The 15,889-nt window shown below is 58.2% G+C and carries 16 protein-coding genes and 1 pseudogene; 13 read left to right on the top strand and 4 right to left on the bottom strand.

Going from position 1 to position 15,889, the window contains the following annotated elements:
- Positions 1 to 200 precede the first annotated feature (200 nt).
- A complete protein-coding gene (locus AB8A33_RS18615) occupies positions 201 to 788 on the bottom strand; it encodes a tyrosine-type recombinase/integrase (RefSeq protein ID WP_439095973.1) in 588 nt (195 codons plus the stop codon).
- Between the two features lie 158 nt (positions 789 to 946).
- Here AB8A33_RS18615 and AB8A33_RS18620 point away from each other — a divergent pair, with 158 nt between their 5' ends.
- From AB8A33_RS18620 to AB8A33_RS18660, 9 genes are all read left to right on the top strand, one after another.
- Positions 947 to 1,765, top strand: a complete 819-nt coding sequence (locus AB8A33_RS18620) for a GntR family transcriptional regulator (protein WP_439094082.1) — start codon at positions 947 to 949, stop codon at positions 1,763 to 1,765.
- Between the two features lie 200 nt (positions 1,766 to 1,965).
- Positions 1,966 to 2,475, top strand: a complete 510-nt coding sequence (locus AB8A33_RS18625; protein WP_439094083.1) for an ureidoglycolate lyase — start codon at positions 1,966 to 1,968, stop codon at positions 2,473 to 2,475.
- Positions 2,476 to 2,486: 11 nt separating this feature from the next.
- Entirely contained in the window at positions 2,487 to 3,398 is a 912-nt protein-coding gene (locus tag AB8A33_RS18630) for an allantoinase PuuE (RefSeq protein WP_439094084.1), read from the top strand.
- A gap of 34 nt (positions 3,399 to 3,432) precedes the next feature.
- Positions 3,433 to 4,296: a substrate-binding periplasmic protein gene (locus AB8A33_RS18635; RefSeq protein WP_439094085.1), complete on the top strand. Its 864-nt coding sequence runs from the start codon at positions 3,433 to 3,435 to the stop codon at positions 4,294 to 4,296.
- Between the two features lie 76 nt (positions 4,297 to 4,372).
- Entirely contained in the window at positions 4,373 to 5,044 is a 672-nt protein-coding gene (locus AB8A33_RS18640; RefSeq protein WP_439094086.1) for an amino acid ABC transporter permease, read from the top strand.
- 9 nt (positions 5,045 to 5,053) lie between these two features.
- The gene (locus tag AB8A33_RS18645; protein ID WP_439094087.1) at positions 5,054 to 5,725 is read left to right on the top strand and encodes an amino acid ABC transporter permease; all 672 of its coding nucleotides are present in this window, start codon (positions 5,054 to 5,056) and stop codon (positions 5,723 to 5,725) included.
- Position 5,726: 1 nt separating this feature from the next.
- The gene (locus AB8A33_RS18650; protein WP_439094088.1) at positions 5,727 to 6,710 is read left to right on the top strand and encodes an NAD-dependent epimerase/dehydratase family protein; all 984 of its coding nucleotides are present in this window, start codon (positions 5,727 to 5,729) and stop codon (positions 6,708 to 6,710) included.
- Positions 6,707 to 7,483 (top strand): SDR family NAD(P)-dependent oxidoreductase, encoded by a 777-nt coding sequence (locus AB8A33_RS18655; RefSeq protein WP_439094089.1) that lies wholly within the window; start codon positions 6,707 to 6,709, stop codon positions 7,481 to 7,483. Before AB8A33_RS18650 ends, AB8A33_RS18655 begins: the two co-directional genes overlap by 4 nt.
- Positions 7,480 to 8,265, top strand: a complete 786-nt coding sequence (locus tag AB8A33_RS18660) for an amino acid ABC transporter ATP-binding protein (protein WP_439094090.1) — start codon at positions 7,480 to 7,482, stop codon at positions 8,263 to 8,265. The genes AB8A33_RS18655 and AB8A33_RS18660 overlap by 4 nt, the downstream gene beginning before the upstream one ends.
- Before the next feature lie 134 nt (positions 8,266 to 8,399).
- Here the strand turns inward: AB8A33_RS18660 and AB8A33_RS18665 are convergent.
- Positions 8,400 to 9,028, bottom strand: a pseudogene (locus AB8A33_RS18665) (aldehyde dehydrogenase family protein); the annotation flags it as partial.
- 345 nt (positions 9,029 to 9,373) lie between these two features.
- Positions 9,374 to 9,781, bottom strand: a complete 408-nt coding sequence (locus tag AB8A33_RS18670; protein WP_439094091.1) for a hypothetical protein — start codon at positions 9,779 to 9,781, stop codon at positions 9,374 to 9,376.
- Between the two features lie 311 nt (positions 9,782 to 10,092).
- Between AB8A33_RS18670 and AB8A33_RS18675 the strand changes: the two genes are divergently transcribed.
- The gene (locus AB8A33_RS18675; RefSeq protein WP_439094092.1) at positions 10,093 to 10,320 is read left to right on the top strand and encodes a hypothetical protein; all 228 of its coding nucleotides are present in this window, start codon (positions 10,093 to 10,095) and stop codon (positions 10,318 to 10,320) included.
- A gap of 166 nt (positions 10,321 to 10,486) precedes the next feature.
- Here the strand turns inward: AB8A33_RS18675 and AB8A33_RS18680 are convergent, their stop codons facing one another.
- Positions 10,487 to 11,788, bottom strand: coding sequence for an acyltransferase family protein (locus AB8A33_RS18680; protein WP_439094093.1), 1,302 nt, complete (start codon positions 11,786 to 11,788; stop codon positions 10,487 to 10,489).
- Positions 11,789 to 12,135: 347 nt separating this feature from the next.
- Here AB8A33_RS18680 and AB8A33_RS18685 point away from each other — a divergent pair, with 347 nt between their 5' ends.
- From AB8A33_RS18685 to AB8A33_RS18695, 3 genes are all read left to right on the top strand, one after another.
- Positions 12,136 to 13,638: a hypothetical protein gene (locus AB8A33_RS18685; RefSeq protein WP_439094094.1), complete on the top strand. Its 1,503-nt coding sequence runs from the start codon at positions 12,136 to 12,138 to the stop codon at positions 13,636 to 13,638.
- Between the two features lie 62 nt (positions 13,639 to 13,700).
- Positions 13,701 to 14,771 carry a glycosyltransferase family 2 protein gene (locus AB8A33_RS18690; protein WP_439094095.1) on the top strand — a complete coding sequence of 357 codons (1,071 nt, stop codon included), beginning with the start codon at positions 13,701 to 13,703 and terminating at the stop codon, positions 14,769 to 14,771.
- 95 nt (positions 14,772 to 14,866) lie between these two features.
- On the top strand, positions 14,867 to 15,868 hold the full coding sequence (locus AB8A33_RS18695) for a hypothetical protein (protein ID WP_439094096.1): 1,002 nt from the start codon (positions 14,867 to 14,869) through the stop codon (positions 15,866 to 15,868).
- Positions 15,869 to 15,889: the final 21 nt, after the last annotated feature.

Consider the following 15,889-nt stretch of genomic DNA (forward strand, 5'->3'; position numbering starts at 1 on the left):
TTTACCGGGTGTCCGAGACAACAGCTACTCGCAATGACGGAGTATGAGGCATCGGTCAAATACACTGTCACTCCTCATGTAGGCGGGAATCCAATACGTCGCAGCTTCTTGAGTAAACCATAGCTATTTCGGATTACTAGATCGCTCTGTCAGCTCAACGCCCAAAGGCGCATCACGTGGTGATGCGCCTCAGTGAGAACTTAGAGATCCACGTGCTCCGACATGGCCAATGCGTCACCTATCTCAATTCCGAGGTAACGTACGGTGCTCTCAAGCTTGGTGTGACCTAGGAGCAGTTGAACCGCGCGAAGATTTCCGGTTTTCTTGTAGATCTGAGACACCTTCGTTCGGCGTAGCGAATGGGTTCCATAGCGTCTTCGATCCAGTCCAAGGCTGACTACCCATCGATCAACGATCCGCCCATATTGTCGGGTAGACAGATGAGGTTTAGCCAACTTACGGCTGGGGAACAGGAAGTCTGACGAAAGCAACTTCCGTGAAGCAATCCACTTCTCAAGACTGCTCTTTGTCTGCTCCGATACCTCAAAATGGACCGGGCGCCCCGTTTTCTTTTGAATAACCGTTGCCCGACTCCGCAATAAGCCGGAGATCATCAGGTCTCGAACTCTTATGCATGTCAGATCGCACGCGCGGAGCTTACTGTCGATTGCGAGATTAAAGAGGGTAAGCTCTCGGAGGTTGGAGGCAACTTCCAATCTCGTTCTTATCCCCCAAACCTCGCTCGGTTTGAGCGGCAGTTTCTGGCCAACAATTTGACCTTTGTCCAGACAGGCATGGAGTCGGCTCCGATGCCACCCCGTCCCTCCACGTCGCTCCCTACGAGCGACGAACGAATAGAAACTTACCCTAAATGACGGCTTAGCGTCCAGAAGCGGTCATGTGGAGAGCCAAAGACAGCTGAATTTCGCGAAGTCTTGCATAAAAGATGACACCAATTGAGAATGGGTGGCTCATCCAGAGCTTCGGCTTGGCCAGCGGCGAGAACGTACCGTACGCCTACCGATATGGCGGCATTTCTATCCAATCGTCGAAAGCAACGTCCGTGCCTTCTGTCAACAAAGCAAAGAAATCAACTAGCAAACGCCCGGCACGGACCAATGGCAGCATAACAGACGCAACTTATTTGAAGCTGCACAACCTGATCGAGTCGCGACAGCTGCAGCCCGGCGAGGTGATTGAAGAGCGCCGGCTTGCAATCCAGCTGAAAGTCTCGCGGACACCGCTGCGGGCTGGCATCAGCCGGTTGCTAGGCGAAGGCAGGCTTGAGCAATTGTCCAACGGCACCGTGGTGGTCCGCACAATCGAAATGGCGGAATTGCTCGAATTGGTCCATCTCCGCATGGTTCTGGAGAGCGAAGCGACGTTCATTGCGGCGACCCGCATCGCGCTGGATATCCTTGAACCGATCAGGGCGACGCTAGAGAAGATCATTGCTGCGTCGACAGTGTCCAGGACGGTTCACTGGACCCTCGACGATGAAATTCATGACCAGATCGCGCGGCATTGCGGCAATCGATCGCTCGAGAAACTGATTGGAGAAATCCGGCAGAAGATCCGGATGTGCAATGTGGAGCGCCACCCTGGCAGGCTGCTGCCCGCCACCCGCGAGCATCTTGCGATTATCGATGCCATCATCGATCGTGATGCCACCGCAGCCCGTCAGGCGATGATCCTGCATCTCACTAATGTGCGGCAGGGATTGCTCGAGCGCTTCGGGATCTTCCTGCCCGAGCCTCACGGCTAGGTCGAGATCAGGCAGCATCCCCGCGGGCGGCATGTCCGAAAATTCTGCAGCTGCCCGCAATTTTGTCGGACTCCGTCCAAATTTAACGCAGGTTCCCGGGCTTAGCAGCTTGACTGAAATCAGCATGGGCAGTTCACTGGTATACCAGTGGAATATCGGGCCGCTTCGCAGCAGACCGACCAACCAGATGTCCCGCCTGAATGACGCCGAACCACACTGCTTCCCATACCGTCGCGGCCGAACCGCTGACCCCAGCCGCCTTTGCCGCCTTTGGCGATGTAGCCGAGCGACCGATCGACGTGCGCCGGCGCTATCTTCCGACATCGGACGATCGCACCGAGGACGCCGCCACCTTTTCCTTCTGGATTAGCAGCGCCGCCAGGCTCGGCAGTCTGCCCCTGGCAATTACGACGCTGGAGCGTCATCCGTTCTCCGCCCAGACCTTCATCCCGCTCGGCAGCAGCCAATACTTGGCGATCGTGTGCGATGCCGGCCCGGATGGCCTGCCTGACGTGGCCACCCTGCGGTGCTTCATCGCCGGAGCGCGTCAAAGCATCACCTTCGCCCGCAATGTCTGGCATCATCCCATGACCGTTCTCGGCGCGGCCATGGAATTCGCCGTCGCCATGGGCATGACCGGTCGGCAGGACGACGACGTATTCGTCGATATCGCTGGCGACGTTCGCGCCGTGATGCCGCAGAGCGCATAGGGATCGCAACGATGCCGCATGATGATCACCTCACCCGCGACTTCGTCGGCTACGGCCGCACCCCGCCGCATCCACAATGGCCGGGCGCAGCAAGAATCGCACTCAACTTCTGCATCAACTACGAAGAAGGCTCCGAGCCGTCGTTCGCCGATGGCGACGGCGTCACCGAAGCAGCCCTGACCGAAGGTGGTGGCGGCGGCTTCGAGGGCCGCGACCTCGCCGCCGAGTCGATGTTCGAATATGGCAGCCGCATAGGCTTCTGGCGCGTGCTGCACCTTCTGTCTGAGCGCGGCATGATCGCCACCGTCATGGGCTGCGCGCTGGCGCTGGAACGCAACAACGAGGCCTGCGCCGCCATTCAGGAATATGGCTACGACGTCTGCGCCCATGGCTGGCGCTGGGAGCGACATCCGTTGTTGTCCGAGGCCGACGAACGCGAGCGCATTCGCAAGACCGTCGAGAGCCTCACGCGCACCACCGGCGAGCGTCCGCTCGGCTGGTATTGCCGCTATGGGCCGAGCGTGAACACGCGGCGCCTCGTGGTCGAGGAAGGCGGCTTCCTCTACGACTCCGACGCCTATAACGACGAATTGCCGTACTGGACACGTGTGCTCGGCAAGCCGCATCTCGTGGTGCCTTACGGTCTTGCCAACAACGACGCAAAGTTCAGCCGCGGCGCGATGGCAACGGCAGATGATTTCTTCGTCTATCTGCGCGACGCCTTCGACATGCTCTACGCGGAAGGCGCCACCGCGCCGAAGATGATGTCGGTCGGACTGCACACCCGCTTGATCGGCCATCCCGGCCGGGCCGCTGGCCTGCAGCGCTTCCTCGATCACGTCGCTAAGCACGACAACACCTGGGTCTGCCGGCGCGGCGACATCGCCCGTCATTGGCAAGCCACACATCCACCAACGCCCTGATCTCCACCGCATCTGCACCCGAAAGGACGTCCCCATGAAACTGAAACCCACGCATTGGCTGTTCACGCTGGTGCTGTCGACTGCGGCATTCGCCGGCGCCGCCACCGCGCAGGAAGCCGATCATCCGTCCGACAAGCCGATGGTGGTCGCGTCCGACTTCGGCGTCGCGCCGTGGATGGTGCGCGGCCCCAACGGCCCCGAGGGTTTCGGTGCGGATCTGATCAACGAGATCGGCAAAGATCTCGGCCGCCCGAAGGTCGAGATCGTTGACATCAATTTCTCCGGTCTGTTTGCGGCGCTGTTCGCCAAGCGAGCGGAATTCCTGGTCAACCCGCTCAATCTTACCGCTGAGCGTTCCGAGCGCATGCTTTACACAGAGCCGCTGTTTTCCACCGGCAACGGCTTCATCATCCGCGCGGCCGATGAGATGAAGGGCTTCGAGGATCTCAAGGGCAAGGCCGTCGCCGTCAACCGCGGCACCATCTCGGATACCTGGGCCACCGCCAATGCCGAGAAATACGGCTTCGAAGTGCAGCGTTACGATGTATTCCCCGACACGGTGCAGGCCGTGCTGACGCGCCGCGCCTTCACAGCGCTAAATGAGATCCCGACGACTGTCTATGCCGCCAGCCAGAACAAGGCGATCAAGGTCGGCTTCAAGGACTTTAACGGCCGCAACTTCGCCTATGCGTTCCGGCTGGAAGACACCGAATATCGCAACAAGGTCGAAACCGTCATCGAATGCATGAAGCTGGATGGCCGTCTGCGCAAGCTTCACGAGAAGTGGTATGGCGCGGCGCCCGATGCCGGCTCAGCCATCGACACCGTGTATTTCGGCTACGGCCCTCCCGGCTTCAAGGGTTTCGAGCCGACCTCGCACGTTCCGAAGTGCAAGTAAGGCACTTGCTGTGACAAGATAGCTGCCAGAACTGGATCGGCACCGCTCCGATCCAGTTGCTTGGAGCGGAGACCCGATGGATCGGATCGTCGAATATTACTTCAACGCCCAGGTCATCGCGACTGCCTTCCCGCAGGTGCTCGCGGGCTTCCGCACGACTGTCATCGTCTCGCTGCTCGTCATTGTCTGCGGCACGCTGTTCGGCCTGCTGCTCGCGCTGGTGCGGTGTGCGAACCTGCGCCCGGTCAATTTTGCCATCACGGCCTATGTGGATGTGCTGCGCACGCTGCCGCAACTGGTCGTGATCGTTTTCATCTATTTCGGCTTGCCTTATCTGGGCCCTGCTTTGTCGCCCTTCATGACCACGGTGGTCGCACTCGGCATGGTGCTGTCGGCCTTCGCCACCGAGATCTTCTGGTCCGCGATCATGGCGCTGCCGCGCGGGCAATGGGATGCCGCGAGCGCACTCGGCTTCAGCCGGCTACGGACGCTGATCACGATCATCCTGCCGCAGGCCATTCGCCTCGCGATCCCGCTTCTGACCAACCGCGCCATCTCCATCAGCAAGGGTACCGCGCTCGGCACCGCCGTGTCGCTCCCGGAAACACTCGGACAAGCGCAGAGCGTGATGGCGCTGGTCGCCAATCCCTCGCCGCTGACCCTGGCCGCGGCGTTCTACCTCACCTTCTTCCTGCCGCTGGTGATCGCCAGCCGGTGGATCGAATATCGCTACAGCACGGGGCGTTGAGCGGATCGCATGCAGGATTTCCTGGACAATTTCGCCAACTGGGATTCGCTGTTGCGGGTCTATCCGCTGCTCCTGCAGGGGCTGATCTATACAGTCTGGCTCGCGGTGGTGGCGCTGCCGCTCGGCATTCTCGCCGGCCTCGCCATCGCCGTGCTGTACAGCTTCAAGAACCGCTGGGTGAATATCGGTCTCCTGATCTATATCGATCTGTTCAGGTCGTTCCCCGTTGTCGTGCTGCTGATCCTGATCTTCTACGGGATGCCGTTTCTCGGCCTGACGCTCGGCGGCTTCACGGCGGCCGTGCTGGCCATCGTGCTCAACAATTCCGGCTACTTCGGCGAGATTTTTCGCGCCGGCATCCTGTCCGTGCCCCACGGCCAGACCGAGGCTGCCCGGGCGCTGGGTTTCAAGCCGCTGCATGTGGTGTTCTCCATCGTGCTGCCGCAGGCGGTCCGCAACGTGCTGGCGCCGCTCGCCAGCAATTCGCTGGAACTCGTCAAGGCGACACCAATTGCCGCCTTGGTCGCGCTGCCTGAACTGCTGCGCTCAGCCCGCGTCGCCCAGGAGCAGACCTACAACCCGACGCCGTTGATGGCTGCTGCCGTGATCTTCTTCGTCATCCTGTATCCGTTCGCGCGCTGGGTGGCGCGGCTGGAGCGGCAAGCACTGAAAGCCCGCTGATATGGCCACACTGATCACTGGCGGCAGCGGTTTCATCGGGCTTGCGCTCGCCGAACGCCTGATCGCCGACCGCGAGACCGTTATCCTTTTCGACCTCTCAGCCCCCGGCCACGACATGCTGGTGCGCCCCGAGCTCGCCGGCGCTACGCTGGTCACCGGCGATGTCACAAACGCCGACGACGTCGACCGCGCGTTGAACACAGCCGGCATCGACCGCGTGATCCACACCGCCGCGATGACGCCGAATGCGCAGCGGGAGCATGACGCTGCGCGCCAGATCGTCGACGTCAATATCGGCGGCACCGTCAATCTGCTCGAACGCGTAGCATTGTGCCCCGCCATCAAGCGCGTCACCGTGCTCAGTTCGGTCGCAGTGTACGGCTTCTCGCAACCGGCCGCATCGGGCCTGTTCGAGGAGGATTTGTCGCCACCGGCGCCAGCCGCGCTCTATGGCATCACAAAGCTCGCATCGGAACAGGCGGCGCTGCGGATCGCCGACCTTCACAAAGTCGATGTGCGCGTGATTAGGCTCGGGCCGGTCTTTGGCCCATGGGAATTGCAGACCAGTGTCCGCGATGCGCTCAGCCCGCATTATCAGGTGCTCCGCATGGCCTTCGACCGCCGTGAAGCGATTCTCCCGCGCAACATGGCCGGCGATTGGATCTATTCCCGTGACGCCGCCTTCGGCGTCGCGAGGGTGAGCGCCTCCGACACGCTGAAACACCGCACCTATCACGTCAGCGGCGGTGTGTTGTCTGATCTGCCACGATGGTGCGAGATCATCGCGACACACATGCCCGGCTTCCGCTGGCGGATGGCGGAGATCGAAGCGGAAGGCAACGTAATCTACGGCCTGCCGAAGGACCGTGCGCCGCTGAGCATTGCGCGACTGGCCGCGGATGCCGGCTTCAAGCCTCAATTTCATCTGGAAGACGCGGCGCGCGACTATCTCGGCTGGTTGTCGCAGGCAGGAGAACCCGCATGAGCAAGCGTCTGGCTGGAAAGTCCGTTTTGATCACCGGCGCCTCCTCGGGCATCGGCCGCGCCATCGCCCGTCGATTTGCTGCCGAGGACGCGAAGCTCATGCTCGCGGATCTCACCATGGACGTGCGCGAGGGCGGCACTCCGACATTGGAGCTGCTGCGTGCGGACGGTTATGAGGTCGATTTCATCCAGATCGACGTCGCCTCGGAGGACGACACCGTCCGCGCCGTCCAACAGACCGTTGCGCGCTACGGCCGCCTCGACGTGCTCGTCAATGACGCCGCCATCGGCACCGGCAAGCGTCTGACCGACACCAGCCTTGCCGAATGGGACAGGACGCTGGCGGTCAACCTCACCGGCGTATTCCTGATGTCCCGCGCCGCCGTCAACCAGATGCTGACGCAGGATATCCGCAACGAGGCCCGCGGCCGCCTCGTCAACATTTCCTCGCAACACGGCATGATCGCCTGCCCGGAAGACATCGCCTATGGCACCTCCAAATCCGGAGTCGTCTACATGACGCGGCAGATCGCGGCGGACTACGCGAGGGATCACATCATCTGCAACGCAGTCGCACCCGGCAAGATCGTCACCGGTAAACCGGGCCGCGCCGTGGAGCCGCGCTGGATGGACTACTCCACCAGTCGCACGCCGATGCCGCGGCTGGGCCGTCCCGACGACGTCGCCAATGCAGCGCTGTTTCTGGCCTCCGACGAGGCAACTTTCATGACGGGCGAAAACATCCTCGTCGATGGCGGCTGGATGGCGTCATGAGCAACGTTTCGGAGAGCACCATGCTGCAAGCGCCTGCAGAGACGTCCGCGCCGATTATTCAGATGTCCGGCGTCACCAAATGGTATGGCGACGTTCAAGTGCTCAAGGGCATCGACTTCACGGTGGCGCGTGGCGAGCGCGTCGTGATCTGCGGGCCTTCGGGGTCCGGCAAGTCGACCATGATCCGGTGCATTAACCGGCTGGAAGAACATCGCGACGGCCGCATCATGGTGAATGGCGTCGAGCTCGATCACTCGACGCGCAATGTCGACGTGGTCCGCCGCGATGTCGGCATGGTATTCCAGCAGTTCAACCTGTTTCCGCATCTGACCGTGCTGCAGAACCTCACTATCGCGCCACGCAAGATCCGCGGCGCAACGAGGCAGGAGGCCGACGAGATCGCGCGTTATTTTCTTGAGCGCGTACGGATCTCCGAACAGGCCGATAAATATCCGAGCCAACTCTCCGGCGGCCAGCAGCAGCGCGTCGCCATCGCGCGTGCGCTGTGCATGAAGCCGCAGATCATGCTATTCGACGAGCCTACCTCGGCGCTTGATCCGGAAATGATCCAGGAGGTGCTCGACGTCATGGTCGGCCTCGCCCGCGAAGGGATGACCATGGTCTGCGTCACCCACGAGATGGGCTTCGCCCGCACGGTCGCCGACCGCGTGGTGTTCATGGACGCTGGCCGGATCATCGAGGAAGGCGCGCCGACCGGCTTTTTTTCAGATCCGAAACAAGATCGAACCCGTGCATTCCTCAAGCAAATTATGCATCGATGACCGAAGCGGCCGCTTTGCGCCAACAGCAGACCTAGCGTCTCAGTCTTGCGCCGACAAAATCCGACAAACTGGCTCACATACTTAATGGTCTGGAATTCCTGCAGCCCATCAATGCCGCCTTCCGATCCGATACCACTATCCTTGTAACCACCGAATGGCGTCTCCGGTAGCGATGCCTGCCAGTGATTGACGACGACATTGCCGCTCTGGATCTCCTCGGCGATCGCTGACGCATTGCGCATGTCGTGGGTCATCACATAAGAGGTGAGACCGAACGGCAAACGGTTAGCGAGGCGGATGGCTTCGTCCGCGGTCCGGAACGGCGCGGTTGCCGCGAGCGGGCCGAACGGCTCGACATTCGAGACCATGCAGTCGTCGTCCGCATGCAACAGCACGGTCGTGCGATAGAAGAAGCCCTGAGTGCCACAGCGTTCACCGCCGGCCGACACAGCGATGTTGCGCGAGTGTGCGTCATCGACGAAGCGCTCCATGCTCTCGATGCGGCGCGCGTGCGCGAGCGGACCCATCTTCGTCATTGAGGCAAAGCCGTCGCGGACGGTTATCGCATCGGCGAGTTCGGAGAGTTTCGCGGCGAAACGATCGTGGATCGATGAATGCACGAAAAGCGCGTCGGCGACGTGCACAGCTGCCCGGAATTGCGGAACTTGGCCGTCACCGCGGATATCGCGGCAGCTTCCAGATCGACATCACCGAAGATCACGACCGGCGCATGGCCGCCGAGCTCCAACGTCATCTTCTTCATGGTCTGCACGGCCAGCGCACCGAGTTGCTTGCCTTCAACAATGCCGATGCACACGACGCCTTCTAACCATGTAAAAATCGAACTCTCGTTCCAATCCTTCACCCGAGATTTCACCCGTTCGGCATCCGTAGCTCATCCGTGGAATCACCCGCGGCAGGAATACTGCACAGGATGATCGATCTAAGTCGGAAGTTTCGTGTAGGCGGCCAGTAATCCGACCGCGGGTGCAACGACGACTACAACCAGCAGGATGATGCCCAGCCCAGGTTCCAGATCGAAATCTTTCCACGCAGAAGCGAACCGATTGTTTGTATATGCACGATGCCAAGCGGGCTTGAGAGTGAGTTACGCGTCACCATCTACGGAAATCGGGGCCTCGTTTTGAAATGAGGGATGGGTTCTGCGGATAGTGACCAAGGCGTCCGGAAGTGGCTGAGCGCCTTCATCGGCTGCAAGAGTAATACGGTCGACCTTGCTGAGGAACACAAACGATATTTCGGCCGTGGGCCCCAAATCTTTCAAAGCGGCATAAAACGTTGCAGCCTCGCACGCGCTTGCGCCTCGCACACTGAGAACCGATGTCTGCCTGAAAATTCGCTGACCGTCGCACGTCATCCTACCGAGATCCTCTCGAAACTCAGCAAGAAGACATATGCCTTTCGCAACCTCAGCAGAACTCGCATCGAACGCTAATGTCGGATGTCCGTCGATCTCTACGGCGAACAACAGTCGATCACTGAAAGGATCGGTCACGAGAATACTCCTTCCCGATAATAATTAGTGACAGTTTCCATAAATTGTATTCTGATACTGTTCGCAAAACCTACTCTTAAAGGGGAATTTCTTCAAAAACCGAGCGCACATATCCGTCGTGACGCTTAATCCAAGCGACTATTTACGCCGCGAGGCACCGCGATGAAAGCCGTGAACAGCGCAAGTCGATCGTGCATCTCGCTTCCATCGGCCTTCGTGAATCGAATCCAGCTTATCTTGTCAATCCCATCTCCTTAACAAGAACATGCAATCAATTTGCTACAATCTAAACCGAGACCCGATCCAGACGCATGGGTAAGACAGAGACGACACCAACTGAAATTATCCGCATGATCTCTGCTGAAGCGACCCGACTCATCGGTCCGTGGCCCAGCAACCTGGATATATTTGTGTTTCGCGTGGATGACAGCTGGGAATGCCTGATAACACCGACCAATAATCCAACCGAAGCTAAATTCCGAGATGTGGCGTTGCAGATCGGCCTTTCACTCGAACGCATTTTTAAGCTCAGGGTATGAAACCTATTTTGGCAGCCTCGTAATCTCGTTACCAATTCAAAATCCTCTTGCGAAATTGAGACGACGTTGAGGCAACCAAGCCTTAGCACATCGATTTCGACCTGCTGCCTTTCCATACTTTGGCAAGCGGGCTGTTATCCCGAGAGCTATCAGTTCGGTGTCTAGATTACCGGGAATTATCGCGGGCCCCAGCTGCCCGGGTCTCGGGAAAAAGTAGATCTCCTTTCCTCGTTGAGTTTGTAGTCGACGCATGCTCTTCGATAACTCTCCGAGAAGCGAATGCCGTTCCTGTCTCGGTCGCTATCGTTCTCACAGCTTTCGCGACCAACACCTTGACCGATGAAGTGTGTATTTCGAACAGGCGATAGAACGCAGCAGATAGCGCACCACAGAGCAGCATAAAGGACACGAAGCGAACGAGAGAGAGCAACGTAAACTCGCTCGGGCCACTGCTGAAGATTACGTTCAGAACCACCAAAATTGGATAGTGTGTTGCATAGAGCGAAAAACTGTACTTCGCACCGTTTGCGAGTGGACGCAGCTGCCTTGGCATAGATGCACCTGATAGGGTCAACCCCATGATGCTTCCGGCGACAATCAAGCCGGTCGCCAGCTGGCTTGCTGCCCATTTCGGCGCCCAGCCTTCCAGGTAGAGCAGCCAGGCTCCAACGAGACCTACGCAGAATAAGAACAGCCAACTCACGGCAGGCGCCCTAATGGCGTAAACGGCGGCACCCAGGCACCATATCAAGAAGTAAAAGATGAATTTGGTTCCGATATGCGTCCCCGCCGGGTCATGTCTTTCTGCATACCAAAACAAGGCAAGGATGCCGATGATCAAGAGTGCAAAACTGGGACGAGACCAAACGACGACAAGAGCAAAGATCAGGACATAGTACCAAAATTCGTTGGAGAGGCTCCACAATGCAAGATTTCCAGCGTATTCCGAGCATGCGATCGTCTGAAGAAATGCAACATTGCACACAGCCGTCGTCACCCCAGCGCTTGCAGAGAACAGCCTTCCTGCATCGTATAGATCATGGCGCGTCGCAACGAATTCCTGCCAGTTCGGCAAATGTCTCGCCAAACCATATGCGCAGATGGACGTCACAAGTGCGGGCATCAACACCACATAGAGGCGAGCACCTCTGGCGGCGAAGTACTCAATCGCATTCAGCTGCCCCGATCTTGCTCTGACGATCGCTGGTCCGCCCACGAGATAGCCACTCAAAACGAAGAAGACGATGACAGCGGCCATGCCATGCGCGCTGAGGATCTGTACAAGAGAGTAGAGATAGCTCACGGGAGAGCTATCTCCCGGATCCGGAGACCTTTCCAGAAACATCAATTGGTAGGAGTGGAACGCAACCACCTCGATTGCAGCCATCGTACGGGCGAGATCTAGCCATGTGGGCAGATTCGCCGGTGTCACGGCGTTGGCACGAAACCCAATCCAACCCTCATCCATGAGCTCGAGATCCTGCAAAGCGTCCGTCTGCAATTGGCACGTCATCGACCTGTGTGAACCAGCTAAGCTAATCGCAGGCAGCGCTCTTAGACTTGACAACTCTCAATACGCTGGCGTTCAAAGGAGGTGGCGCTCCTAACCCGCCCCTCCCAATTCGATGTTAAAGCTCGGCCCAGCGCCCCTCTTGACGGTATTTGGAGGTGGCGAGCATTCATGGGGAAATCGGCCTTCGAATTTGACACCCATCAACTTTGACCCATGCGCGTCTCGCATGATCACGGCGACAGAACCCGCGTCTTCTCCAATCAGGAGAGGCCGTCGCGTCGTCCTGAATTCGGAGAATGCACATGACACGATACGGTCAGCTCCTCGGAGTCCTCTTGCCAAGCATTTGGCGCCAAAAGGGCATTGTCGTCGGCTCTATCGTTGTCGTCTCACTCCTGACCCTCATGGCCTACGCAACGATCGGTGAAAGATATGAGTCCTACACTCTGCTGCGTGTCGGGCAGGGCATCAAAGACCGGTCGTCAGGCGCAAGCGTGAATCCGTTCGCCGAGGGCGCCGACCTGTCTATCCGAATCGATTCGCTCGCTCGACTTGTCACGACTGACCACGTTGTCCGGGAAGCAGCGTCCAGCACCGGCTTTGATCGCTTCAACAAAGGCCGAGACAACAGTCTAATGGCGTCCATGAGCAAGACGATCGGGTCTATCGATCTTTCGCAGCTGCTGCCGAAGAGCGTAGCCGATGCATTAGCCAGTTGGTCAAAGCCAGCTGACACGAACGAGGCCAGCGATCAGGCGCCAAGTAAAGAGGCCACACTGGTCGCTTCGCTCCGTGATTTGATTACCGCCAAGCAGGAGGGGCGGTCGGACCTGCTGCGCATTTCCTTTCGCTATCCCGATGCTGCTGTTGCCACCCGCTTTTTAACCGAACTGGCAAATGCCCTCGTCGCGGTTCAGGCCGATCTCGTCCAGACACCTGGCGCCGATATCTTCTTTGAAGATCAGACGAGACGGCTGCAGTTGGAAGCTGAAAAGTCGGCGACCGAACTCCAGAATTTTTCGGTCGGAGCAGCGATATACTCTGTCGCGGAGCAACGCGCACTGCTCCTCAAGCGGGCAAACGAGCTGAGTACGTTAATCTCAACGACCCGTGCGCAGATCCAAGATCGAAAGGGCCAAAAGCAGTCCATCGTTGATCAACTCCTGATACTGAAGCCGGTTCAACAATCGAAAACGGTCACTGGTATCGTCAATAGCCTAGGTGCGCGTGATTATCCAGTTACGCCAAATGCCGCCGGGACACCTCAGAACTTTGAGGAAACCCCTCCATTGTTGCTGATCAAAGTGTATCAGGACGCCGTCGCCACTCTCTTCAAGGTCAACACCGATCTGAACGGATCCATGAAGCTCGAGAGCCTGCTTGCTGACGAACTCGAACATGTGAATGCCGAGCTCGCGTCATTGTCGTCCAAGGAATCCCAGTATGACCAGCTCAAGCGCGCGTTGGTCCGTGCCTCCACGGCCGCCGATCACTACGGCGCACGAGTTATCGAGGAAAAGATCAATCTCGACATCGCCAAGAAGACCCAGTTGTCGAGCGTGCGTGTAATCCAAGCCGCCGACCGCCCTCTCCGGCCGATCTTTCCGCAGAGATTTCACTTTGTCCTGCTGGCGTTATTTGGAGGCGTGATTGCGGGATCCGCTATTATCATCATGAAGGAATTGAACCGCCTGCGCCAAGAGCAGTACGAGCTTGAAGAGCGCGAGCTCGCAATGAACGAAATCGGCATCCGATCGGTTCGCGAGTACAAGGCTGCATTGAAGGCAGCACAAGCGGCCGAATGAGCTGCGCCGCTTGATGACAAATTTGTCATTGTGCTTTGAAACTGAGCATACATGGACGGATTATGGATCAACTCTGTTTTGATAATGATGATAACGTTCATTCGGACCCGTCTCGTTTGGACGCAGGATCACTGCGCCGTCAGTCGCCGATGGTCACAATCGCCATTCCGACATTTAATCGCGCAAGGCATCTGCGCCATTGCATCAAATCGGCGCTCGCTCAGACTTACGATAATTTCGAAGTTCTGGTCTCTAACAATGCATCAACGGACGCGACGCGCGAGGTACTGAACGAGTTTTCAGACGAGAGGCTTCGTATTGTCCAGCAGCAGAGCAATATTGGACTACTACCGAATTGGAATGCTTGTCTCGCCAATGCAAAGGGTGATTACGTCGTTTTTCTCTCCGACGATGACCGTGTGTCGCCATTTATGCTTCAGAAAGCTATCGACGTTGTCCGTAAACGACCCGGCCTGCCGATAGTCGTTACGCTGAGCAATTTGCATTCTGAAGCTGTTGGCAAGACGTTCGCGGCTCGCGGGAGCCGGAAGTTGTCGACGGGAATCTGGCCAGGAACGGCCGTATTGGATGAGTTCCTGCACAATAACATTACCGTCACCATGTGCAGCGTTCTGCTGCGTACCGATTACGTTCGGGCAAATGGAGGATTTCCTCTGGAGTGTCCTCATATGGCTGATATCGCAGCCTGGGCCCCACTTCTATTTTTAGGCGAAGCTGGGCTGGTGAACGAGCCGTGCGCGACCTTCTCCTATCACGGCAACTCCGAGACGTCCCGATTGAGTCCGGAGGAGCTGCTATTGGACGGACAGCATATGGAGGAAATGATTTCTGACCTTGCCGTGAAGCATGTCGGAGACCCCGAGCAACAGCATCTTTTGCAGCTCAATGCCCGTCGGTGTTTTGCACAACGAGGCTTGACCGTTCTCTCCGATTATCGATCAAGCGGCGGGAAGATGGACCGATTTATCACCTTACTTTGGAAATTCCGCAGTTATCTGACATCCGCCGGACCAAAAGTCGGCCTACGTTTCTTCGCACTCGTCCTCTGCCCTCCTTTCATTGCAGACTATCTGCGCCGGCGGCGTCGGGGCGCGTCAGAGCAGCTGGTGTGACAATGCCTGCTTGTCGCCAGCCGTTTCACCCATGGACGGCATTTTTTCGAGGCCAGAATAGCGCTCAACATTCTTCTGGATATCAGCGAGAATCGATGACTGCGGCTGCTGGAGTGCTTCTGCTTGCATTCAATATTAGCGCCAACGCTTTTGACGGTTCCGCCCCTCCAGCATCTGATCCAACGCAACTCCTCACGATCGCGACACCGCACTCCGCTCTGGCGCAGCCTTATCGGCTGGCAGCCTATTCAGCGGAGCTGGCTCCACGGCGAATTGGAATACCGCGATTCAGACTGGAGCGAGAGGTCACAATTGATACACCACTAATAGACGCAACGGTTCAAAACACTCCGGGTTACAGCGATCAGTATCCTGCAGGCGTCCCGAAGACGTTTGCCTGGTGCGGTGGATCTTACAAGCCGCCTAACAACCGTACGCCTCCACCGGACTTCACCGCTGTGACCGGCTGGGGGCAAATCTATCCCGCGATAGGCGCAGCCGAATATTCCACACTCGATCCGGTCATTGAGGTCGCCAATTCACGCACCTATGTCCACCTCAAAGGGCGGAATGGTTGGGTATTGGTCCAAAGTCAGGCGCGCATACAGCTCGCCGGTGCGCATTTCGTCTCAGACTTTTCCAAGAATGCGGCGATCCGGATGGAGATTCGTCAAAGCCCAGGCGGCGCCGCGATGATTGGCGCGCCACCGCCCGGCTACAACAACCATTTCTGGCTCGTCACGCGCGGCACCTATCCGGCCTCTAGCGTTGACGGGGTCTACGTACAAATGGATATGCGATCGGCTGATCCCGCACTGAACGTCGTCGCTAACGTGGGGGCTGATTGGTGGCGTAACGCAACAGCCGCATTCGAAGACGGCTTCGGAAACAATCCCGGAGCCGGAATGAGCAACTGGCTCACTCTTTCGACGCAGTGGTCGACGCTGCGCTTCTACTCGACCAGCAACGACGACCTGTGGACCGACCCACCGCCTCCCTTACTATCCACGCGGCCGCCTTACATGCCTGCGAAAACGAAGCGGCGCGACATCGCGAGGATACCTTGTTCCCTCAGTCGCGAAACCCAACCGCAATAGCTATCTCGAAAAGCGTCTTGG

The sequence above is a fragment of the Tardiphaga sp. 813_E8_N1_3 genome, from assembly GCF_051811025.1.
Lineage (GTDB): Bacteria > Pseudomonadota > Alphaproteobacteria > Rhizobiales > Xanthobacteraceae > Tardiphaga.